At 63.1% G+C, this 20982-nt stretch carries 21 protein-coding genes; 7 read left to right on the top strand and 14 right to left on the bottom strand.

The window, feature by feature from the left end; genetic code table 11:
- Nucleotides 1-27: 27 nt before the first annotated feature.
- The 9 genes from AC1RZR_RS12120 to AC1RZR_RS12080 all read right to left on the bottom strand — a co-directional run bounded on the left by AC1RZR_RS12120 (nucleotide 28) and on the right by AC1RZR_RS12080 (nucleotide 8794).
- The gene (locus AC1RZR_RS12120; RefSeq protein WP_477269955.1) at nucleotides 28-1026 is read right to left on the bottom strand and encodes an SRPBCC family protein; all 999 of its coding nucleotides are present in this window, start codon (nucleotides 1024-1026) and stop codon (nucleotides 28-30) included.
- A 50-nt stretch (nucleotides 1027-1076) separates the two neighbouring features.
- Nucleotides 1077-1805 (bottom strand): ABC transporter ATP-binding protein, encoded by a 729-nt coding sequence (locus tag AC1RZR_RS12115; RefSeq protein WP_477269953.1) that lies wholly within the window; start codon nucleotides 1803-1805, stop codon nucleotides 1077-1079.
- A complete protein-coding gene (locus AC1RZR_RS12110; RefSeq protein ID WP_477269951.1) occupies nucleotides 1798-2529 on the bottom strand; it encodes an ABC transporter ATP-binding protein in 732 nt (243 codons plus the stop codon). Before AC1RZR_RS12110 ends, AC1RZR_RS12115 begins: the two co-directional genes overlap by 8 nt.
- A complete protein-coding gene (locus AC1RZR_RS12105) occupies nucleotides 2526-3494 on the bottom strand; it encodes a branched-chain amino acid ABC transporter permease (RefSeq protein ID WP_477269949.1) in 969 nt (322 codons plus the stop codon). Before AC1RZR_RS12105 ends, AC1RZR_RS12110 begins: the two co-directional genes overlap by 4 nt.
- Nucleotides 3494-4360: a branched-chain amino acid ABC transporter permease gene (locus tag AC1RZR_RS12100; RefSeq protein ID WP_477269947.1), complete on the bottom strand. Its 867-nt coding sequence runs from the start codon at nucleotides 4358-4360 to the stop codon at nucleotides 3494-3496. Before AC1RZR_RS12100 ends, AC1RZR_RS12105 begins: the two co-directional genes overlap by 1 nt.
- Nucleotides 4361-4420: 60 nt before the next feature.
- Nucleotides 4421-5629 (bottom strand): amino acid ABC transporter substrate-binding protein, encoded by a 1209-nt coding sequence (locus tag AC1RZR_RS12095; RefSeq protein WP_477269945.1) that lies wholly within the window; start codon nucleotides 5627-5629, stop codon nucleotides 4421-4423.
- Between the two features lie 376 nt (nucleotides 5630-6005).
- Nucleotides 6006-7268 carry an NAD(P)/FAD-dependent oxidoreductase gene (locus AC1RZR_RS12090; protein ID WP_477269943.1) on the bottom strand — a complete coding sequence of 421 codons (1263 nt, stop codon included), beginning with the start codon at nucleotides 7266-7268 and terminating at the stop codon, nucleotides 6006-6008.
- A 15-nt stretch (nucleotides 7269-7283) separates the two neighbouring features.
- Nucleotides 7284-7601, bottom strand: coding sequence for a 2Fe-2S iron-sulfur cluster-binding protein (locus AC1RZR_RS12085; protein WP_477269941.1), 318 nt, complete (start codon nucleotides 7599-7601; stop codon nucleotides 7284-7286).
- An 11-nt stretch (nucleotides 7602-7612) separates the two neighbouring features.
- Nucleotides 7613-8794, bottom strand: coding sequence for a cytochrome P450 (locus AC1RZR_RS12080; protein WP_477269939.1), 1182 nt, complete (start codon nucleotides 8792-8794; stop codon nucleotides 7613-7615).
- Between the two features lie 102 nt (nucleotides 8795-8896).
- Here AC1RZR_RS12080 and AC1RZR_RS12075 point away from each other — a divergent pair, with 102 nt between their 5' ends.
- Nucleotides 8897-9832, top strand: a complete 936-nt coding sequence (locus AC1RZR_RS12075) for a LysR family transcriptional regulator (RefSeq protein WP_477269937.1) — start codon at nucleotides 8897-8899, stop codon at nucleotides 9830-9832.
- A 111-nt stretch (nucleotides 9833-9943) separates the two neighbouring features.
- On the opposite strand, the gene AC1RZR_RS12070 is transcribed toward AC1RZR_RS12075, so the two are convergent.
- From AC1RZR_RS12070 to AC1RZR_RS12060, 3 genes are all read right to left on the bottom strand, one after another.
- A complete protein-coding gene (locus AC1RZR_RS12070) occupies nucleotides 9944-10486 on the bottom strand; it encodes a cupin domain-containing protein (protein ID WP_477269935.1) in 543 nt (180 codons plus the stop codon).
- A 63-nt stretch (nucleotides 10487-10549) separates the two neighbouring features.
- A complete protein-coding gene (locus tag AC1RZR_RS12065; protein WP_477269933.1) occupies nucleotides 10550-11671 on the bottom strand; it encodes an alcohol dehydrogenase catalytic domain-containing protein in 1122 nt (373 codons plus the stop codon).
- Between the two features lie 113 nt (nucleotides 11672-11784).
- Nucleotides 11785-12534, bottom strand: a complete 750-nt coding sequence (locus AC1RZR_RS12060; RefSeq protein WP_477269931.1) for an FCD domain-containing protein — start codon at nucleotides 12532-12534, stop codon at nucleotides 11785-11787.
- A gap of 332 nt (nucleotides 12535-12866) precedes the next feature.
- Between AC1RZR_RS12060 and AC1RZR_RS12055 the strand changes: the two genes are divergently transcribed.
- The 5 genes from AC1RZR_RS12055 to AC1RZR_RS12035 all read left to right on the top strand — a co-directional run bounded on the left by AC1RZR_RS12055 (nucleotide 12867) and on the right by AC1RZR_RS12035 (nucleotide 18385).
- Nucleotides 12867-13712, top strand: coding sequence for a fumarylacetoacetate hydrolase family protein (locus AC1RZR_RS12055; RefSeq protein ID WP_477269929.1), 846 nt, complete (start codon nucleotides 12867-12869; stop codon nucleotides 13710-13712).
- A 94-nt stretch (nucleotides 13713-13806) separates the two neighbouring features.
- Nucleotides 13807-14706, top strand: a complete 900-nt coding sequence (locus tag AC1RZR_RS12050; protein WP_477269927.1) for a VOC family protein — start codon at nucleotides 13807-13809, stop codon at nucleotides 14704-14706.
- Between the two features lie 101 nt (nucleotides 14707-14807).
- Nucleotides 14808-15689 (top strand): alpha/beta hydrolase, encoded by an 882-nt coding sequence (locus AC1RZR_RS12045; RefSeq protein WP_477269925.1) that lies wholly within the window; start codon nucleotides 14808-14810, stop codon nucleotides 15687-15689.
- A 32-nt stretch (nucleotides 15690-15721) separates the two neighbouring features.
- Nucleotides 15722-16759: an Ldh family oxidoreductase gene (locus AC1RZR_RS12040; RefSeq protein WP_477269923.1), complete on the top strand. Its 1038-nt coding sequence runs from the start codon at nucleotides 15722-15724 to the stop codon at nucleotides 16757-16759.
- Between the two features lie 57 nt (nucleotides 16760-16816).
- Nucleotides 16817-18385: a bifunctional 3-(3-hydroxy-phenyl)propionate/3-hydroxycinnamic acid hydroxylase gene (locus tag AC1RZR_RS12035; RefSeq protein ID WP_477269921.1), complete on the top strand. Its 1569-nt coding sequence runs from the start codon at nucleotides 16817-16819 to the stop codon at nucleotides 18383-18385.
- Nucleotides 18386-18464: 79 nt separating this feature from the next.
- On the opposite strand, the gene AC1RZR_RS12030 is transcribed toward AC1RZR_RS12035, so the two are convergent.
- Nucleotides 18465-19085 carry a TetR/AcrR family transcriptional regulator gene (locus tag AC1RZR_RS12030; RefSeq protein WP_477269919.1) on the bottom strand — a complete coding sequence of 207 codons (621 nt, stop codon included), beginning with the start codon at nucleotides 19083-19085 and terminating at the stop codon, nucleotides 18465-18467.
- Nucleotides 19086-19141: 56 nt separating this feature from the next.
- Nucleotides 19142-19498: a DoxX family protein gene (locus tag AC1RZR_RS12025; RefSeq protein WP_477269917.1), complete on the bottom strand. Its 357-nt coding sequence runs from the start codon at nucleotides 19496-19498 to the stop codon at nucleotides 19142-19144.
- A gap of 284 nt (nucleotides 19499-19782) precedes the next feature.
- On the opposite strand from AC1RZR_RS12025, the gene AC1RZR_RS12020 reads away from it, so the two are divergent.
- A complete protein-coding gene (locus AC1RZR_RS12020) occupies nucleotides 19783-20892 on the top strand; it encodes an alcohol dehydrogenase catalytic domain-containing protein (protein ID WP_477269915.1) in 1110 nt (369 codons plus the stop codon).
- Nucleotides 20893-20982 lie beyond the last annotated feature (90 nt).

The raw sequence follows: 20982 nt of genomic DNA, 5'->3' as shown, positions 1-20982 counted from the left end.
GACGTCAGGCCGGTTCTACGGTGGCCGCTAGACGGTCGGCTTTGCGAGCTTCACCTTGTGCCAGGCGATGATGTCCATCAGCTCCGGCGAGAATGCGTCATAGGCGGGAATCCCCGCTTGGGCCAGCGTGCCGCGCACGCTGGCCATGCTGGTCGCCGGCATCCCGGTCTCTACGAGCGAAGACACAAAGGCCACGAACTCGATCTTCGGCTGGTGCCCATCCGTCGCCAGTTCGGGATGCACGAATTCGAGGCCGTAGAAATGGTGATCCGGATCGGACACCTTGCCGACCATATGTGTCCCGCAGGATCTGCAACGGTGGCGTTCGATCTTCTGCGTGGCGTCCACGGCCTCGAGTTTATCACCCTGCGCCATGACGGAGATGCTGCCGGCCGGGACAACGGCAATCTGCGCAAAGACGGCACCGGCAGGCTTCCAGCATTTCGAACAGCCGCACAAATGGTTGTGCGCCACGGCCTGATCCGCCGCGATCTCCACCGGTGCGCTGGCACATTTGCAGCGCGCGCTGAACGCGCCGACCGGCGAAGCCGACATGTCCCGCCCGACGGCCGGGTGCAGCACGGCCGTCTGGTCGCGCAGCGCCTCCGCCCGCGCCTTCAGCGCGCGGTTCAAGTCGAGATAGGCCGATCGCAAATTGGTATCGATGCTGGGCCAACGCTCATCGGCCATCGGGCCATCGAAGACCTCGTTGTGGCGCACCCGAGTGCCGCCATTCCTGGTCGGCTCCAGGATGAAAATGTGTTCCGCGCTGAACACGCCGCCGGGCGCCTGGCTCAGCCAGCGAAGTTCCCGCGCGCCCACGATGCGGGTGATGGTCGGTGTGACCTCGCGCTCGGGAACATTAGGCTGACGCAGCGTACCGACGACGCGCTGACCAACGATCGTGCGTCCGCGTAACGCCGGCAAGGCCGGATTCCATTCGGGGTAACGCTCGAGGTCGTCCAGCACGGCCCACACGGTCTGCGGCGGCGCGTCGATGACGATCTCGGTTTCAAGCAAGCGCATGGAGCATCCTCTTTCCTGGGTCGGATTCGTGCTTGGCGAGCGGCGGCGAGCTAGTGCGCGGCCATCGTGGTGGAGGCGCCGAGATAGGCGCTCATGACCTTTGCGTCGTTGAGCAGGTTCGACGCAGTGTCCTCCCCGACGATCCTGCCGGTCTCGATCAGGTAGCCGCGATCGGCGGTCTTGAGGCTCAGCCGCGCGTTCTGCTCGACAAGCAGGATGCCGAAGCCTTCGCCGGCAATGGTGGCCAGTGACTTGAACAGCTCCTTGGACAGCAGCGGCGACAGCCCGAGGGAGGGCTCATCCAGCATCAGGATGTCCGGCTTGGACATCAGCGCCCTGCCGATCGCGACCATCTGCTGTTCGCCGCCGGACATGGTCTGCGCCAGTTGGCGAGGACGTTCGGCAAGCCGGGGAAACAACCCGTAGACGAAGTCGAGCGTCCTGCGCGCATCGGCCTTCGCGCGCCTGGCATGACTTCCAAGCCGCAGGTTCTCCGCCACGGTGAGTTCGCCAAAGATGCCTCGGCCCTCCGGAACGAGCGCGATCCCCTCTTCCACCATCAGATGGGCATCGAGTTTCGTGACATCCTTGCCGTTCATGACAATCCTGGTGCCGGGCTCCGTCCCGACAAGCCCTGCGACGGCGCCGAGGAAGCTGGACTTTCCAGCGCCGTTGGCGCCGAGGATAACGCAGATCTCGCCCTTGGAAACGCGTGCGGAAACACCTTCCAGTGCGACGTGCCGTCCGTAACGGACGCCGAGATTGGAAACCTCAAGCATCGTCGTCTCCCAGATAGGCACGGACGACCTCCGGGTCGGCCAGGACATCGGCCGAGCTGCCATCGGCGATCTTGATGCCGGAATTCATGACCACGCAGCGTGAACAAAGCGAACGGATGGCATCCATCACGTGCTCGACCATGATGATCGTCCGGCCCTGCGCGCTGATCTCGCGGATAAGCTCGATGCCGACCCCCAACTCGCTCGGGTTGAGGCCGGCGAGCCATTCGTCGAGCAGCAGGACATGAGGGTTTCCCGCAAGGGCACGAGCGAGCTCGATCCGCTTCTGGTCGATGTAGGTCATCGCCGCGACGGGAACCTCCTCGCGACCTTTCAACCCCACCCGCTCCAGCAACTCGCGGGCGAGCGCCAGCGCCTCGTCGCCCCAGAGCCTGTTGTGCCCGAAGACGGCGCCGGCGACGACATTCTCCAGCGCGCTCATCGATGGCAGGACGCGCACCAGCTGGAAGGTTCGGGCGACCCCGATGCGGGCGATCTTGTGAGCCGCCAGCCCGGCGATGGGCTTGCCGGACAGCAGGATGGCGCCCGATGTCAGCGACAGCGCCCCCGATATCAGGTTGAGCATCGTGGTCTTGCCCGAGCCGTTCGGGCCGATCAGCCCGAGCAACTCGCCCTTGGCGACCTCGAAGCTCACGTCGTTGACGGCGACAAGGCCACCGAAGGCCTTGCGCGCCCGATCTACGGTCAACAGCGGAACGCTCATCTGCCCTCCTCGGCGGTCGTTGCCAGCGGACTTTTGTCGATGGAGCGGCGGCGGCGGAACAGGGTTTCCAGTTGTCCGGTTACCCCGTCGGGAAGCACATAGACGATCGCCAGAAATGCGAGTCCCATGATCACCGCCGTCTGGTTCGGGAAATGGCCCGAGATAAAGTCCATCACCACGGTGAAGGGGACGACGCCGACCAGGGGTCCCCAAAGGCGGCGAGTCCCGCCGAGCAGCGCCATGATGACCACGAGGAAGGACGTCATCGGATTGAACGCTGCGTCCGGCGTTATGTAGGCGTAGCGAGGCGCCATGATCGCTCCGGCTACGGCAATGAAGGCCCCGGAGACCGCGAACAGGATGACCCTAGTGCGAGCGGTATCCACGCCGACATGTCGCGCCACGGCTTCGTCATTGCCGATGATGCGCAAGGCCAAGCCCAGTCTCGACCTGTTGACGAGCCATCCGGTCACGAACACGACCACCGTCAGCGCGAGCAGCATCCAGTAGAGATGCGTCTCAGTGAAATCGGTAAAGACGTAGAGGCCGATCGTGCCGCCGAAATTGGTCTGCACCCAGGTCACGATCTGGCCGAGGAGTTCGGCAAGGCCGAGAGTGAAGATCACGAAATAGACCCCCGAGAGCCTGAGGGTCGCCAATCCGACCAGTGTGGCCAGCAAGGCGCCGGCGACGATCGCGATGAGGATAAGCGCGGGGAAAGGCAGGACGTCGATGAAGATCGCGACCGAATAGGTTCCGACTCCGAAGAAGGCAGCGCTCGCCAGCGAGACAAGGTGCGTCGGCCCGGAAAAGAGCGCCCAGGCCGTGCATATGGCGGCATAGAGCATGATGTTCACGCTGAGCGACAGCCAGAACCCTTCGGTGACCAAAGGGAGGAAGGCCAGCACAGCCGCGCCGGCAAGGCCGGCACCAAGAGCCAGGAGTTCATTGCGCGGGATGTTCATCACGCCGGCCGCTTTCCGAAGATGCCCTGCGGCCGGAACAGCAGAACGATGATGAAGAGGGCGTAGTTGGCAGCCAGCGTCAATCCGGGATCCAGCAGGCTGGCGACGAGCGTCTCGGTCACGCCCAGGACGAGAGCGGCAAGAACCGCGCCGCGAACGTCGCCGACGCCGCCCATGATCACGATGATCAACGCCTTCATGGTGAAGATCACGCCCATCGACGTATTGAACGTGTAGAAAGTCGACAGCAGCGTGCCGGCGCAGGCCGTGATCGCTCCTCCGAGCGCAAAGCCGAACGCCGCGGTCTTGCGCACGTCGATCGCCACGAGACTTGCCGCGCGCGGATCGACGGCGACGGCGCGAACCGCCGTGCCGCGGTCGGTGTGGTAGAGGAAGACGTAGAGAGCCACGGCAATCACGGCGGCGGCGACGAAGGCCACGACGCGGTTCAGGCCGAACGAGTTGCCCATGATCGTGAATGGCTGGGCGAGGAACTCGTAATTGAAATAGGACCCGCCGAAGGCCAGCAGCATCAGCCCCTGGAACAGAAACAGCAGTCCGAAGGTCGCCAGTATGGAGTCGACCTCGAGCATGCCGCGATTCTTGGCCCGCTTCACCAGAGGCTGCATCAGCCAGGCATAGATCAGCCAGTTGACGACGAAGGCGCCGGGGCCGATCACCAGCAGGCCCAGGAGCGGATTGATCCCGAAGCCTGTATACAGCCAGAATGTGACGAAGCATGCGGCAACGAGCGTCTCGCCATTGGCGAGGTTCATGATCCGCGCCACGCCGTACTGGAGCGTGAGCCCGAGCGCGATGAGCGTATAGGTGCCCCCAAGGAGCAGGCCTGTCAGCAGGATGAGCATTGTACTCTCGCAGTCACGGGCCTGGCGTCACGAGGACGCCAGGCCGCCGGGAGGATCGGATCAGTTGCTGGGCCAGACGGGCTTGAGCACCGGCTGCTGCGCGCCCTGGAGGTTCCCGGTCGCCCTGACGCCATGCACGACGCCATCGCTCCACTGGCCCACCGTCCAGTTGTTGTTGTTGATGTTGTTCTCGAAGTGGATATCGCCAATGACGGTCTTGAAGGTGCCCGACTGGATTTCCTTGTTGAGCGCTTGCTTGTCCAGGCTTCCGACCCGCTCGACGGCCTGCTGCAGAATCTCCAGGCTGGCATAGGCCACAGGGCTCGCCCACCAGTCCGCCTCCTGGCCGGTCACCGCGAGGTGCTCCTTGCGGTAGGCCTGGAAGACGGGGTCGCTCGCATTGACGCCGCCCATGATCAGGATGCCGTTGGCAGCGGCGCCAAAGCGCTTTCCGTATCCGTCGAGATTACCGCCGACACTGACGAAGAACGCCTTGACGTCGAACTTCTGCAATTGCGCTTGCTCGGTGAGAGCAAAGCTGTCCGGCGGATAGGAATAGGCGATGAAGGCGTCGGGATTGGCCGCCTTGGCGCTGGCGATCACCGGAGCGACGTCCTGATTGCCGAGTGGATAGGAGGTCTCGTAGACGACATCGAAGCCGGCCTGCTTGAGCGCGGGCTTGCCGGTCTTGATCATTTCGAGGCCGAAAGCATCGGAAACGTTGACCACCGCGACCCGGTTGCCGATCTTGCCAGCGTCGCGCAGATCCTTGAGCGTGCCGACGATGCCGTCGGCGATGCCCTGGGCCGGGCCGAGCAGCCAGAAGGTGTTCGGCCAGCGCTTGACGAATTGATCGAGATCGTTGGCATTGCCGGTGGAGACGATTTGCGGGTAGCCATATTTCGCGATCAGCGGGGCGGTCGCGAGATTGAGGCCTGTCGAATATGGCGGGATGATCAGGTCGACCTGGTCCTGGGTGGCAAGACGCTGGATGTTCTTGACCGCCTCTTCGGGCGACGACTTGTCGTCATATTCGACGATCTCGATCGGCCGCATCTGATCGCCGACCTTGAGGCCACCGGCCTTGTTCACCTTCTCGGCCCACAGCTTGATGTTCGGCCAAAGCACACCTGACGCGCCGCCCGCAAGCGGCCCGGTCTTGGATGCGCTGACGCCGATTCTGACCGGGTCCTGCGCGAACGCGGCGCCGAACGTGCCAGCCGCCAAGGCCGCCGAAAGCATGAGTAAATTGAAACTGCGTCGCAACATCGAAATTCCTCCCAGTTCTGGTTGCGGTGGGCGCTGCACTCGCCTCGCAGCTGCGAAGAACGAGTTGATCGACCTCCCCCTAGCGGAAATTGCTTAGGCCATTTTCCTCTGATGATCCAGCAAATTTCGTAAACTTACATATTTTCGTTATTTTCTCTGAGTGACGATATTCCCTGTCAGCCCCTTGTGCTTCATGGCCCCGAAGGTTGCTGATTTGGCCGCACTGCGGAAAACCGGTTCCGCACCGCATCATTTAAGATACTTTCTAGTATGCAGATACGCTTTAGAATGTCAATGCCGACAACTCTGCGGTGAGCCCTACTTCCTGCTTGTCCGCCCGAGGCGACATGGAACGCCGCCTTACTCGGGCGCAGCCTCATTTCGAGGCACTCGCCAAGGCCTCAAGTGCCAGCACCGGATCCGCCACCTGAGCGGGATCGGGGCTGGCCGACGCGGCAAGGAGGCGCTTGCCGATCAGATAGTCGCGTGGCGCATTCAGCCCATCGACGGCGACAAGCTGCCCTTCTCGGTAGTACCAGTGCGACCGTCCCGGCCCCGCTCCCTGCCTGACAACCACCGTATCGCCCGGCCTGGAAAGGCCCGCGATCTGCAGCTTGAGATCGAACTGATCCGACCAGAACCACGGCTTCGGTCTGTAGGGTTGGCGCGCGCCCATGATGTTGCGGGCGACCACGTCGGCGCTGTCGATCGCGTTGCCGACGCTCTCCATCCGCAGCCCGCCTTCGGGCAAGGAGAAATTAGCGCAATCGCCGGCGGCCCAGATGAACGGGTCGTCGGTGAGCCCGTATGCGTCGGCGGTGATGCCGTTGTCGATGGCGAGGCCCGCCTCTGCCGCCAGCGCCGTTTCCGGCATGCCACCGATCCCTGCCACGATAACGTCGGCCGTGACGATCGTGCCGTCGCCCAGCCTGGCGCCGGCAACCCGGTCCGCCCCAAGCAACTCACTCACCGCCTTGCCGAGATGAAACGTCACGCCTCGGGAGCGGTGGAGCGCCTCGACCGCTGTCGCGGTTTGCGCCGAGGCTACCCTCGCGAGCGGGCGATCGGCGGCTTCCACAACATCCACGGCCATGCCAAGCCCACGTGCGACGGCGGCGATCTCAAGCCCGATATATCCGCCGCCGATGACAAGGAGCCTGCCTTGCTTTTCAAGTGCCGGCCGCAACCCATCGATGTCGGCGAGCGTGCGGATCGTGAAGATGCCGCCAAGGCCTCGCGAGATCGCCTGCGGCAACTTTCGGGCGGTCGCCCCGGTTGCGAGCACCAGACGATCGTAATTAAGCATGGCGCCATCGGCCAGACACATGCGCCGCCGCGCACGGTCGATGGATGCGACGCGCACTCCCAGTCGCAACGCGATCCGGTTCTTTGCGTACCAGTCCTCCGCTTTCAGCTTCAGCCGGTCCCGCTCGAGTTCGCCGAGAAGATAGGCCTTAGACAGCGGGGGACGCTGGTAAGGAGCATCCGGCTCCTCCCCGATCAGCGTGAGTGATCCCGCAAAGCCGTTTGCCCGCAGCTTTTCGGCGGTGGACAGGCCCGCCTGTCCCGCTCCGACGATCACGATGCTGCTTTCGTTGCCAGGCTGGGGCGCGGCGCGATGATCGGCGTCAAGGGACATGGTGGGCCTCAACCGCTAGGCGGCCGGAACGCGGACGGAAATATTGTCCAGCGCGTCGCTGACCTTGATCTGGCAGCTCAGCCGGCTTCCGGATTCGCGCGGCGCTTCGGCGAAGTCCAGCATGTCGTTTTCATGCTCGCTGATCGGTCCGAGCGCCAACAGGATTTCTGCGGGAAGCACAACATGGCATGTGGCGCAGGCCGCCGAGCCGTTGCATTCGGCGATGATGCCCGGAACGCTGTTTTCAAGCGCGGTTTCCATCAAGCTGCGGCCGTTCTGGGCCTCAACGGCGAGTTCCGCGCCGTCCGCGAGCAGGAATCTGATCGTTGGCATGTCTCTCTCCCTCAAGCGTCCCAGATGACGGGCATGTGCGTGGGGCCACGAAACACCCAGCCCCGGACGCGAACGAGTTCCGTATCCTTGAGCCGAAGATTGCGCAGCCGTTCGAACACCATCGGCACGGCGATCTGGCTCACCAGCGCGCGCGACACCCACGTACCGGCGCAGAAATGCGACCCGGCGCCGAACGCCAGATGGGACTTCTTCTCCCGAAAGACGTCGAACTTTTCCGGATCGCTGAAACGACGGTCGTCATGGTTGGCGGCGCCGACGCACAGACCCACCTGCTCGCCCTTGCGGACCAGCGTGCCCGAAATCTCGACGTCGCGGGTCAGGCGGCGAGGATACATTCCGATCGGCGAAATCCAGCGCACCGCTTCTTCGAAAGCCTGCCCCCACAGCGAAGGCTCGGCGCGAACGCGCGCGAGTTGGTCCGGGTTCTGCAGCAGACCCAGGATCAGCGTCAGGATCGAGTCGCGGGTCTCGTTCAGCCCGCCGCCGATCGCCACCTTGATGTTGGCGTAGATCTGCTCGACCGTCTGGGGAGGATCGGCTTGAAGCATCGATGACAGCATCGAAGGATTTGGATTGTCCCGGTGATGGGGTAGCATCCTGTCGACGGCGCTCTCGACGCCACCGGCTGCGTCCTTCGCCTTCCGCGCGATCTCAGGGTCGTGCGAATAGTTGCCGGAACCGTCGATGAGCGACTGCGACCACAGTGCCATCGTTCGCCAGTCGACGCCGTCGAAACCCAGGATGTCGGCCAGCGCGCGCGCCGCGATCGGCGCGGCGAGTTCTTCGAAAAGCTCGGCCTCACCCTTGTGCTCGATCTGCGAAATGACGTCATCGCAGATGGTACGCATCGGGTCGGCCCAGCACCGCTTGACGACCCCGGGACGCAGACTCGGATCTATCGCCGCCCTTTCGCGGGCATGGTCTTCGCCGTCCTTGCGCATCAGGTTCGGCCCGATCACGGTGTTCAGCAGCGACTGCGGATTGATGGAGGAAAACGTCTCGGGATCGCGTTCGATGGCCATGACGTCATCGAAGCGCGTGACCATCATGATGTTCGCCGCCTCGACCTTGACGACCGGCCCGAGGTCGCGGACGCGTTTGAAGATTGGATACGGATTGGCAAGCAGGTCTGCGAACGGGACGTCGTCAATCACTTTCACGGCTTCGGACATGGTTTCCTCCCTGTCGGGAAACGAGGTACGAGATCCGCGTGCATGCAGCAATGCGATGGGTTAGATAGAGGTCATCGAAAATTTACATGGAGGAGAAATGTCGTGCTGTCCGACGACCTTGCCAGTGTAGACCTCGCGGCCCTGCAGACGCTTGTCGCCGTCAAGGACCGCGCCTCGTTTTCCGACGCTTCCCAGCTTCTCGGCGTCAACCAGTCAACCATAAGCTACGCCATCAAGCGGTTGCGAAAGGCCTTCAACGATCCGCTGTTCGTCCGCCAGGGCAATTCGATCGTCGCAACCGACAAAGGTGAACAGCTCGCCCAGCAGGCGCGCGGAATCCTTGAGCAGATGGCCGCGCTGTCTTCACCGTCGGGTTTTCACCCGGCCACGGCCGAGGGCAGCGTGACGGTGTCCTGCAACCACCACGAGCGCATGTTCGTCATTCCCGACTTCGTGCGCAGGGCGCAGAAGGAGGCGCCGAAAGCGACGATCCACATCTTCGAATCCGCTGTCGACGGCAAGCAGCAGTTGAAGCAGAACACGTGCGACATCGTGCTTGGACCGGTTGCGATCCTCGGTGACATCTACTACCGCAGGAAACTGTTCACCGATCACTACGCTTGCGTCATGGACCCGGCGCACCCGCTGGCGCGGGGAACGCTGACACTCGACCGCTACTGCGCCTCGCGGCATGTCGCGGTCACGCATAACGGACGCTGGGAAGCCCTCTATTTCGCCGCGCTGCGCGCAACTGGCGTAGAGATGCAGCCGGAGGTCACCGTGTCGAGCCACGACATCTTGGAACGGCTTATACCCGGCTCGGAGTTGGTCGCGACCATTCCGTATCGGCTGGCGCGTCGCCTGTCGGACAGGCTTGCCCTGCGCCGTTTCCCGATGGACGTCTTCATCCAGGTCGACATCTACTGGACCGAGCGTACGCACCACTCCGGCCTGCACCGCTGGGCCCGCCAGATACTGGCCGAGGTCGCCGAGAAGAATCTCGGCAGCGATGACTCGGACAAAGGTGTGACCGCCTGACGGGCGGACGGCAAGCACCGGGCGGGAGTGACCGGTGGCGCGCAAAGGGGAGCACGGCAACGCCTTGCCCGCCACAGACCGCGCCGCATGGCTGGCCTGCTCGAGAACCGCCTATGCCGTCTTCGCACCAAGCATGACGACCGAGACCGTCACCGGCTCGTTGAAGGGATTGCGCCAGGCGTGACGCGCGCCCTGCTGCACGATTGTATCGCCCTGCTTCAGCTCAACGGTCTCGCCGTCGTCGAGTTCGAGGACAAGCCGGCCCTTGACGACGGTCACGTAGTCGACCGTCGGCGTCTGGTGCATGCCGGGATTGTCCATCTCGAAGCGTTCGGCGATGCCGGGCGCGGCCTTCAGATGCTCCGGACCCGCCAATTCGGGCTTCCAGTCGGGCGACATCATCACGCTGTCCGGCGGAAAGGTGATCATCCAGAACACCGAGCCCCCGACCGAAGCGAGCATCGTGCCCTCGCTCGCCATCGGATCGGCACCGTCCCGTTTGGCCAGATCCGGCGTCCCGTCGATCCTCCACTGCGGGGAAGAAATGAAACCGGGCGTGTGCTGGAACGCCATCTCGCGTGGCGAGGCGCCATCGCTGATGAATAGAGATTTTCCTGCGGCGTTCTTTCCGGTGACGACGCGGCGAGTGCTCATGTCTTATCCTCCCGAGGAATAATTCAGATACCAGCTGGTATCAGCATACCATTACGTATACAACTATGGATGGATTACAAAATTCGAGAAGCCGCCATGACGCACGGCGATGCCCGAAATGGCCTCGTTGACCTTCTCCATTGGCGTCGCATGGGTTTCCAGGAGACCCAGGTCGACCTTCCCGATCCCGACGAGGTCAGCCATTTCCTGGCCCTCCGAGGTCGTCAGCCATGCCGAACCGATGAGCCGCTGATTGCGGTCCATCATCATGTGCACGTCGATGGAAACAGCGCCCATGACGGCGCCGATGTCGACGGCGACACCGCCGCGGCGCAGCGCCTTGAGCCCTGCCAGGAAGGGCTCGTGCGACGTGCCGGGGCCGTTGCAATCGATGAAGGCGTCGACCCCCTCGCCCTGCGCCGTCTTGGAGCGGGCCCATTCGTCGGGCATTCCGTCCTCCAGCGAATGCGTCTCGATGATGCCGGGGGCAAGCGCTTCGATCTCCTTCAGCAGCTTCCTGTCGCGACCGGTGCCGAGAATCTTCTTGACCCCGAAGGACGGCCCGAAGACCGCGATCGCGATGCCGAGCGTGCCGGAAATGCCGTTGACAAGAACCGTGTCGCCGGGGCCGACCTGCGCCTTCTTCAGAGCGGAATAGCCGGTGCCCATGTAGCCGAGCCGTGCCGCTTGGTCGAAGGTCATGTTGTCGGGAAGCGTCACGATCGCCGATGCCGGCGCGGCCATGTATTCGGAAATGCCGCCGACCGGGTAGTCTTCGAATGTCTGCAGGGCGTCGTGACTGAAGCCGAAATAGCCCTGGAAGGCGTAGTGGCGGCAGGAGATCGTGTCGCCGCGCCGGCAATGGCGGCAGCTGCCGCAGGAGCGCCCCGGATTGACATAGACGCGATCGCCGGGCTTCAGATTGTGGACCTGGCTGCCCACCGCCGCGATCTCACCGGCCGGATCGAGGCCGAAGATCGCTGGCAGCGGCGGCTGCGGCATGTGGGGAAACCAGGTCGGCCACATCGCCAGGATGTTGGCCAGGTTAGGAACGATGCCGCACGAGCGGACCCGCACCAGCACGTCCATCGAGCCAAGTCTGGGGAGCGGCACCTCTTCGATCTTGAGCTGGCCGCCCACCTCATGCATGCGCGCAGCCTTCATCGTCGCCGGAATTGTGGTCACGTGGATACCTCCCTTTCGTTCAACCCGGTGCGCACGCCGAGCTTTTCAGCGCGCGAATGAGCCTCCTCCCGAGTTCAGATCGGTGGTCGCACAGTTTTTTCGAAATATCAAGCTTATTTCGTAACTTTATCCGAAACGCGATCGTTGCCGTCGCGCGAAAGCTGCCAACCGGCGCTGGACGGCGCAAACAAATGGCCGGCATGTTCGATCACGTTTTCGGTCGTTTCCCGGATATGCCGGTCGATGAGAACGAGTGCCTCACCTTCGTCGCGCGCGACCACAGTCTCCATGATCGCCTTGTGCTCGACGTCCTTCTCGCGCCATCTCGTCCGGAACTGGGAGGACATACGCCGGTAGCGATGGGCACGCGCGAACAGTTTTTCGCGGATCTGCAGAAGATTGGGCGACTGGCATGCGCTCACAAGCGACAAGTGGAAGGCACCGTGGATCGTCGACCATTCCTCGTCGAGATAATACTGGTTGCCGACGCGCAGCTGAAATCGTTCCATGCGATGAAAGGTCCCGATGATGGCCGCCTCCCAGGCATCGTCACCGCGTAGCATGGCGCGCCTGAGCGCCTCCCGTTCGACGAGAACCCGGACATTGGTGAGGTCATTGAGATCATCGATGGATATGGGAGCGACGATGAAGCCACGCTGGCCCTGCGCCAGCACCAGATCTTCCGCCACGAGGCAGGACAAGGCTTCGCGCAAGGTCGAGAAGCTCACCGTGTAGCGCTCCCGCAACGCCTCGAACCGCAGCCTCTCTCCCGGCCCGAGCACGCACCCAACTATGTCCTGCCGCATGCGGTGAAGGACATCGCCAGCGCGGGTTTCGCCTCTCCGTCTGCTCGTCTCTGTCACGTGGTTGTTCCGCGTCTCATTGCATCCGCCTCGGCAGCCCGGGCGGCGACGCGATCGAGCCGCACCGTAACAACTATTTCGAAATTATCAATTCTTTCGATGAAAATCCCGTGCGCCGCATCGCTGAGGCCAGAAAGCCATCTTATGGTGATGATCCTACGCAAAAGCCCGGAATAACGGAAGAATTGCTACTGCGATTCCGATATTGGCCACATCGCCACGATTCCCCGACCGCTTCCATACTCCTGTCGACTTGCATATTTTCGAAAATATTGTTTACTTCGGGCCCCCAACCGCCCACTTTCCGGGCATTCCAGGGATCGGGTGAGCCATTGAAATTCGCTTCGTTCGTTGATCACTCCGGTGCCGGCTATGGACTCGTCGAAGGTGAAACGATCCTGCGCCTGGATTCCGTTCCTGGCGCGCCGCCGGATCTCAAAGCCTATCTCGGCTGCCGGTTTCCCGACCTCGCGCCCAGTCAGCGCGATCTCGAAGCCCTGCAGCTCGCCGAAGTCAGCCTGCTCCCTCCGATACCCAACCCGGGCAAGATCTTCTGCGTCGCCACCAACTTCCACGAGGATGGCAAGCCGGCACCGCAGTTCCCGCTGCTGTTCATGCGCCATGCGGAAGCACAGATCGGCCACGGAGGCGCGATCTTGAAGCCGGCGGCTTCCGAAAAGCTGGATTTCGAGGGCGAGCTGGCGGTGATCATCGGCCGCCGCGCGCACAAGATCGCACCCGCAGAAGCGATGGCGTACGTCGCCGGCTATGCGTGCTTCAACGAAGGGAGCGTGCGCGACTGGCAAAAACACTCGAGCCAGTTCACGCCCGGGAAGAACTTCTACCACAGCGGTGCGTTCGGCCCCTGGATGGTCTGCACGAGCGAAATCCCGGACCCGGCGCGGCTTCTTCTGGAGAGCAGGGTCAACGGCGTGACCAAGCAGTCGATCGCGATCGACCGCATGATCTTCGACATCCCCTGGCTGATCTCCTACATCTCGACTTTCGCTCCGCTCGACCCTGGCGACGTCATCGTTTCGGGCACGCCATCCGGCTTCGGCGCAAGCCGCAATCCACCGGAGTTCCTTTTCCCTGGCGATGAGGTCGAGATCGAGATCGAGGGCATTGGAACGCTGCGAAACACGGTGGTCTCCGACAATTGCCCAAGGATTTCGTAATAATTTCTCTTTTTCGAAAATTCCTTGCCGTCGGGCCGCGTTTGATCTAAGGAGGTCGCCAGGGCCATGCTGCGACCGCGAGAGGAGAATAGTGATGCATCTGGTGTTTGGGGTCGGTCACATAAAGCTGAATGTCCGCGACGTCGGGGCTGTGCTCCATGACTCGACGGAGATTCTCGGGCTGCGCGTCACCAGGCAGGCGGCGGGCGAGACATGGCTGAGTTCGAACGGCCGCAAGGCCGAACTCGTGCTTCTCCAATCCGAAGAGAATTCCTGCCACACAATCGGGCTCGAAGCCCTGACCGCCGAGGCTGTCGCGGAAGCCGCCTCGCGCGTGGACGGTGCCGGCTGCCGAATCCTCTCGCGCGAACCCAGTCTGGCTTGCTGCGATGCCGGCGTGACCTTCGCAACGCCGGATGGACTGCGGTTCGAGGTTCACACCCCGGCACGCGACGACATGTACAATCCACGTTATCCGACCAACGGAATCAAGCCGCGTCGGCTCGACCACATCAATCTCATCACGCCCGACCCGGTCGTCACCAGGCGGCAGCTCTCTGAAATCTGCGGCATGCAGCTCACCGAGCGCATGGTCAACGAAGCACTGAGCTGGATGCATGGCGGCAACCGCCAGCATCACATTCTCGGTCTGGCGAAGGGCCCGGCCGGGCTTCACCACTACTCCTTCGAATTCAGCCACTTCAGCGACTACTGCAGGCTCGGCGACATTCTCGACGGGCTCGACCGCCAGCTGCTGTGGGGGCCGGGCCGCCATCGTCCGGGCGACAACACCTACGCCTACTACCTGGATGCCAGCGGAGCGATGGTCGAGTGCTCCGGCGCCATGCACACGGTGGCCGACGACGCCCACTTCGTGCCGAACGTCATCACCAATCTGGAGCGGCCAGGAAACGTCCGCCAGATGAATGTCTGGGGTTCTCCCGCCCCGCAGGAATGGCGCGAGCATCATTTTCCATTCGCCAGGGTCGACTGATCCTGAAGGGGCAGCGGTCGGCCGCGCCCCGGCACACCGTACAAGGAATCAGGCAAAGCGGCTCGACTTGGGTGCGGCGCTGCTTTCGATAGGAGATTGCCATGCAGGAAAAACTGACGTTCGAATCCGACGGCCTGAAACTGTCGGCGATTCTGCACATTCCAGACAGCCACCGTCCGGGACAGAAGCTGCCGGCGTTCATCGTCTGCCACGGCTTTGTCGGTTCCAAGGACGAGTCGCACGCCCAGATCCAGGCGGAGATGATGGAAGCGTTCGGCTATGCCGCGCTGCGCTTCGACTTCCGCTGCTGCGGCGAGAGCGAGGGCGAGCGCGCGCAGGTGCGCTGCTTCGATCAAGTCGCTGACGCGAAGAACGCATTGACCTTCCTTGCCATGCGACCCGAGATCGACCCGAAGCGAATTGGCATCACCGGCCACAGCTTCGGTGCCGCGGTGTCAGTCTATACGGCCGGGGTCGACGAGCGGTTCGCCTGCGTCATCTCCTCATGCGGCTGGGGCCACGGCGAGCGGAAGTTCCGCGGCCAGCATCCCACGCCGGAGGCCTGGGAGCGTTTCATGGGTCTCCTCGAGAAAGGACGCGAGCACAAGCGCGCGACCGGCGAGAGCATGTGGATCTCGCGCTTCGACGCCGTGCCGATCCCGGAGAAATTGCGCAAGAACCTGTCGCCCAAGGCGATCATGGAAATCCCGACCGAGACGGCATGGAGCATGATGAACTTCAGGGCGGATGACGTGGTGGCCAACATCGCGCCGCGACCAGCCCTGTTCTTCCACACCGCCGACGACATCATCACGCCGACCGAGCAATCCATCCGCCTGTTCGAGAAGGCCGGGCAGCCGGCCGAGCTGATGCTGATCACCGGCACCGCCCATTTCCCGCTCGCCCCAGAGGACGCACCGCGCACCAAGGTGATGATGAAGGGCTGGCTCGACAAATTCTTCCCGGCAACGCCGGTCGTTTGAGGTCAGCACAGCCAGACCAGGAGACATCAGGCATGCCCGTCGCCCAGGAAACCGAACTGACCGTTTTTGCCACTGCGCTCCTGCATGCTGCCGGCTATACGCCGGACGAGGCGGCACAGACCGCGCGGCTGTTGGTGTGGGCCAATCTGCGCGGCGCGGATTCGCACGGCGTTCTCAGGATCCCGCGCTACATCGAGATGATCAGGACCGCGGTCGTCCGCGCCGGTCAACAGCCGACGCTGATCCGGGAATTCGGAGCGACATGCGTCTTCGACTACGCAAAGGCACCGGGCGCGGTCGCCATGATGCACGCGGCCGGCAAGGCCGGCGACCTGGCGGAAAAGTTCGGCATCGGCTGGTGCGGCGCCCGCGCCATTTCGCATGCCGGCGCAATCGGTTACTTCACGAACCAACTGGCCGGCCGCGGCCTCATCGGCATCGCCATGACGGCGTCGAGGCCGCTCATGAGCTACTTCGGCGCAAAGGGCGAGGCCCTGTCGACAAACCCCCTGTCGATCGCCGTTCCGCGACCTGGTGGCGCCGATCCGATCGTGCTCGACATGTCCACGGCCGCCGTCGCGCTCGGCAAGATCATGGCGGCGAAGGATTCGGGCAACCCGATCCCCAAGGGCTGGGCCATCGACGCCGACGGCGTCGAAACCCAGGACCCGCACGCGGTGGCCGCCATACTTCCCATGGCCGGCCCAAAGGGATCCGGACTGTCGTTGATGATCGAAGTTCTGTCGAGCGTGCTGGTGGGCAACGCCATCATCGCGCCGTTCCTGTGCGGCGAGAAGAAGGGCGGTTTCAATGGCCTCATGCTTGCCATCAATCCAGCGGCCTTCGGCGACACATCCTCTTTTCTCGCCTCGATGGAAAGCCTCGCCGGCGCGATCCATGCGCTCGATCCGGCAGCCGGCTCCGATGGCGTGAAGCTACCCGGCGAACGCGGCTTTCAGACCGGGCGGGAGCGCATGGCCAACGGCATCCCGCTGGCGAAGGGTACCGCCAGCAACCTCGCCGATGCAGCCGTTGGGCTGGGGCTCGCGGTGCCGGCTTTCCTGCAGTGATGCAGCGCGACAGCGCCCACGCCTGAGCGAACCGAAATCAAAGGGGAGTTCCACGAGATGACGCAAGATGAGGCGGACGTCGTGGTGGTCGGGCTCGGCCCGGTCGGCATCGCGTTGTGCAATCTTCTTGCCGCAGCCGGAGTCCGGGTGGAAGGCATCGATGCCGCTGACGACGTTTACGCACTGCCTCGCGCGATCGGCATGGATCACGAGGTGATGCGGATCTTCCAGAACATCGGCGCGGCCGACCAAGTCGCCGCGGCGACAGGCCAGTATCGTGCGTCCGAATACAGGTCCGCCGACGGGGTCTTGTTGCGTCGCTTCGAGTCCCCTGCCGAGCCCTACCCACTTGCATGGCCGCCCTATCTGACCTTCCTCCAGCCGGAGCTTGAAAGGGCTCTGCGCGCCAATGGCAAGAGATTCCCCAACCTGACATTGCGCACGGCAACGGAGCTTGTCAGCCTTGAGAACCCGGATAGCCCGGTCCTGACTTTGCGCGACAAGGTGAGCGGCAAACGCACCAAGCGGACCCCGCGCTATGTCGTCGGGTGCGACGGCGCAGCCAGCTTCATCCGGCGGAGGCTCGACGTCGCGCTGGAGGACCTCGACTTCGACGAACCCTGGCTCGTAGTGGACATGATACTGGAGGACGGGCACGTGCCGTTGCCTGAGACCAACGTCCAGTTCTGCGATCCCGCGCGCCCGCACACATATGTTTTCGGGCCCGATCGGCTGCGACGTTGGGAGTTCATGATCCTGCCCGGGGAAGATCCGGTTGAGATCAACCGCCCGGAACGGATCTGGCAGTTGCTTGCACCTTGGCTTCGGCCGGACCAGGCCAGGCTTTGGCGCTCGGCGACCTACAACTTCCACGCTCTTGTTGCGGAGCCGTGGCGCGTGGGCAGCGTGTTTCTTGCTGGCGACGCCTGCCACATGACACCACCGTTTCTCGCGCAGGGAATGGTGCAGGGCATCAAGGATGCAGCCAATCTTGCATGGAAACTGGCCTATGTGATGGGCGGCGGATCAGAGCACCTCCTCAACACCTACGAGACGGAGCGCCGGCCGTTCATACGCGAAGTCATCGGGATCACGAAGCGGCTGGGAAAAGTCATCTGCGAGTTGGATCCCGGCAAGGCCCGCGCCCGTGATGCCGAGATGGTAGCCGCCATGCAAGCGGGCCAGGGTGTCCAGGTCCGGCAGAATCTCTTTCCGCCCATCCGTCATGGACTTGTCTCCGGTGGCGTTGACGGGTCGTCGACACCCGGAGCCGGCGAGCCCTGTCCACAGCCGTGGGTCGTCGGCCCTTTCGGCCGGGTGCGGCTCGACGAAGCTTTGCCGCCCGGGTTCCAGCTTCTCATCACCGGCGACATGGACGTCTCACTCAACCTTTTGGAGAGGTCGCGTGAGGCTGGCGTTGCCGTGCATCGCGTGGCGCAGGATAGGTCCTATCCTGCGCTGTTGGTGGAAGAAGACCACGTTCTGGCGGACTGGTTGACGTCGAAGGGTGCACGCGCCGTCCTGGTACGGCCCGACCATGTGGTTTTCGGTACGGCCACGGACGCAGGGGAGGCTGAGCAGCTCGTCCGTCAATTGCAGACGATGCTGGCAGCAACCGACCAATGACGGTTCATGCTTCGTGTGCGGCGGGACGACCTCGGGCGCAAGTCAGGACCGGCCAGTGCGCCGCGGAAGCTGCGTGCGCTTACACGCGGGCGGCCGGCTGCTTCATGTGCCTGTAGAGATGGGCCTCATGCATCGAGGTGAGCGTTGCCCTCACCATTTCGCCCGGCGAATCGTCCTTCATGAAGCTGGAGAGGCCGCCGTAAATGAGTTCGAGAACGACGCCGCCCACATAGAGCGGTTCGATATCGGAACCGCCGTAGGGAAAGAGTTTGCCGGACAGCAATTTGCCCAGCCCCACCCACTGGTCCTTGAACAGGCGCAGATGCCGTTCTTCCAGTGTGTTGTCGCGGCGGGCGATCCGCAGCAGGTCGATGGCAAGCGTTCCCCACCGCTTGTCCTTCGCCCGCTGGTTGGCCCAGTCGCACATCGCGTCGATGATCTCTTTTGGGTCATCGTAACCGTCGAGCAGGCCGGTGAGCTCGACCACGTCGCCGCCGGCATGACGCTCGAGCAGTTGAAGGAATATCTCTTCCTTGGTGGCGAAGTTCGAATAGAAAGCGCCCTTCGAATATCCCGCCTCTTCAGCGATGCGTTCGATGGTCGCGCCGGAGTAGCCGTCGCGCGCCACGACCTCGCTCGCCGACAGCAAAAGCTTCTCGCGGGTCAGAGCCTGGCTCTGTTCGCGTGTCAGTCGTGCCATCTTCTGTCCTTCCAACCCACTATCTGGATACCTTTGGTATCCGAATCGGCCGAAGGTTAGAAGGCCGAAACAACACAGGCAAGCGCCCAGAAAATCGGATATTCGGGACCCATTAGCTGCCAGCGCCAGCGCGGGCCATTGATACGCACCACCGCATAGGCCGCCCCCAGCAAGACAACCACGGCGCATGCTGCGGCCCAGCGTGGGTGGATGTTGAACACCATTCCGACGGCGGCAAGAAACTCCAGTGCTATCGTCAACACGATGACGGGCTTTCCAGGCTTCAGTCCAGCGGCCTCGAACGTTTTGGTCGCCTTTTCGAAGTTCCTGATCTTTCCGACGAGATGCGGAAGAAACCAGACCCCGCACAGAATTCGCAGCAGGTCGATTTGCGTTAGCATGAACTCCGGCACTGATCCCTCCGTGGGACGCTGAAAGGCTTTCGGTGCCCTTCATCCGTCCTAGTTCCCTCGATGGCGCGACGTTCTCTCTTTCAGCGAGCGACGGTTCCGCGCGGCGAAAGCGTCCGTCGTCGGGCCGCAAACCGGCACGGCGAATGGACCAGATCTCCCGCAGTTGCGTCGTCAGTGGAAATCGGCTCTTGCGTCACCCAATCCAGATACTGTACGGTATCTGCAGTCCAATGGGAATGTCAATCAGACATCTCCACAAACCGACATATTGGGAGGAACAGACGATGACGATCATGATGCGGGCGGCACGGCTGCATGCCGTGAACGAGCCGATGCGTGTCGAGGACGTGGCGAAGCCTGTGGCGTCCGGCACGGATGTGGTCGTCGAGGTCAAGGCCTGCGGGATGGTCCCCAACCTCGCGAACGTATTGAACAACTGGGAAACTTGGTACCCACACCAGCCGCTGCCGACGAAGCCGGCAATCTTCGGCCTCGATCCCGCGGGTATCGTGCATCAGGTCGGCGACCAGGTTGTGGCGATCAAGCCAGGCGACCGCGTGTACGTTAATCCGCTACGCTCCTGTGGTGCCTGCCATGCCTGCGTCAGCGGGCATCAGGCGAAGTGCGAGTACTTCACCTTCAATGGCTATTTCGGCTTCAACAGGAACAGCCTCGAGATCTACAAGCGCTATCCGGAAGGCGGCTTCGCCCAGTTCATGCGCGCGCCCCAGAATGCGATCGTCAAGATCCCCGACAACATGACCTTTCCACAGGCGGCCCGCATGGGTTACCTCGGTACCTCCTATTCCGCGATCAGGAAGTTTGGCACACCGACCGGCAAGTCGCTGATCATCAATGGCGCGACGGGCACGCTGGGCGTCGGCGCGACGCTCTTCGCGCTCGCCATGGGTGTCTCGACGATCTACGCGGTGGCCCGCGGCAAGCCATTGCTCGAGCGGCTGAAGCAGCTTGCCCCAAGTCGGATCCAGACCTTCTCCAACCAGGACGGCAAGGTCGCCGACTGGGTCCGCTCACAGAGCGGCGGTCTTGGCGCCGACTTCATGCTCGACTGCCTCGGCGCCGTCGCCGACGTCAATGCGATGAAGGACGCCATGATGGGCGTCAGGCGCGGCGGCCGCATCGTCAACATTGGCGGCACCGGCAGCGACATGCTGTTCAACACCAAGTGGTGGATGGACAATTCGATGGAGCTGATCGGCTCCGCCTGGCTGACCACGGCCGAGGGCATGGAGATCGCCGACATGGTCCGCTCCGGCACGATCGACCTCTCGGTGCTGGAGGCCAGGACGTATCCGCTCGAGCGGATCAACGAAGCCATCAACGGTGTCGCTTCCGGCGACGGCGGTTTCACCAACTACGTGCTCGAACCGTAGGCGGAACCATCGGCGTTGGCGGGCTTCACCGTCCGCCGCTTGCCGGATCGCGGAACGACGTGCCGGATCGGCAATGCGCAACCTTTTGTG

The sequence above is a fragment of the Mesorhizobium bavaricum genome (genome assembly GCF_056781655.1).
The sequence above is the reverse complement of the archived record's forward strand: the minus strand, read 5'-3'. Positions and strand labels throughout refer to the sequence as shown.

What these genes read in the sequence shown, in the direction of transcription:
- AC1RZR_RS12120 (WP_477269955.1), bottom strand. Translation starts at nt 1,026, where the DNA reads ATGCGCTTGCTTGAAACCGAGATCGTCATCGACGCGCCGCCGCAGACC.
- AC1RZR_RS12115 (WP_477269953.1), bottom strand. Translation starts at nt 1,805, where the DNA reads ATGCTTGAGGTTTCCAATCTCGGCGTCCGTTACGGACGGCACGTCGCA.
- AC1RZR_RS12020 (WP_477269915.1), top strand. Translation starts at nt 19,783, where the DNA reads ATGACGATCATGATGCGGGCGGCACGGCTGCATGCCGTGAACGAGCCG.
- AC1RZR_RS12095 (WP_477269945.1), bottom strand. Translation starts at nt 5,629, where the DNA reads ATGTTGCGACGCAGTTTCAATTTACTCATGCTTTCGGCGGCCTTGGCG.
- AC1RZR_RS12030 (WP_477269919.1), bottom strand. Translation starts at nt 19,085, where the DNA reads ATGGCACGACTGACACGCGAACAGAGCCAGGCTCTGACCCGCGAGAAG.
- AC1RZR_RS12100 (WP_477269947.1), bottom strand. Translation starts at nt 4,360, where the DNA reads ATGCTCATCCTGCTGACAGGCCTGCTCCTTGGGGGCACCTATACGCTC.
- AC1RZR_RS12070 (WP_477269935.1), bottom strand. Translation starts at nt 10,486, where the DNA reads ATGAGCACTCGCCGCGTCGTCACCGGAAAGAACGCCGCAGGAAAATCT.
- AC1RZR_RS12090 (WP_477269943.1), bottom strand. Translation starts at nt 7,268, where the DNA reads ATGTCCCTTGACGCCGATCATCGCGCCGCGCCCCAGCCTGGCAACGAA.
- AC1RZR_RS12035 (WP_477269921.1), top strand. Translation starts at nt 16,817, where the DNA reads ATGACGCAAGATGAGGCGGACGTCGTGGTGGTCGGGCTCGGCCCGGTC.
- AC1RZR_RS12050 (WP_477269927.1), top strand. Translation starts at nt 13,807, where the DNA reads ATGCATCTGGTGTTTGGGGTCGGTCACATAAAGCTGAATGTCCGCGAC.
- AC1RZR_RS12105 (WP_477269949.1), bottom strand. Translation starts at nt 3,494, where the DNA reads ATGAACATCCCGCGCAATGAACTCCTGGCTCTTGGTGCCGGCCTTGCC.
- AC1RZR_RS12080 (WP_477269939.1), bottom strand. Translation starts at nt 8,794, where the DNA reads ATGTCCGAAGCCGTGAAAGTGATTGACGACGTCCCGTTCGCAGACCTG.
- AC1RZR_RS12085 (WP_477269941.1), bottom strand. Translation starts at nt 7,601, where the DNA reads ATGCCAACGATCAGATTCCTGCTCGCGGACGGCGCGGAACTCGCCGTT.
- AC1RZR_RS12040 (WP_477269923.1), top strand. Translation starts at nt 15,722, where the DNA reads ATGCCCGTCGCCCAGGAAACCGAACTGACCGTTTTTGCCACTGCGCTC.
- AC1RZR_RS12110 (WP_477269951.1), bottom strand. Translation starts at nt 2,529, where the DNA reads ATGAGCGTTCCGCTGTTGACCGTAGATCGGGCGCGCAAGGCCTTCGGT.
- AC1RZR_RS12045 (WP_477269925.1), top strand. Translation starts at nt 14,808, where the DNA reads ATGCAGGAAAAACTGACGTTCGAATCCGACGGCCTGAAACTGTCGGCG.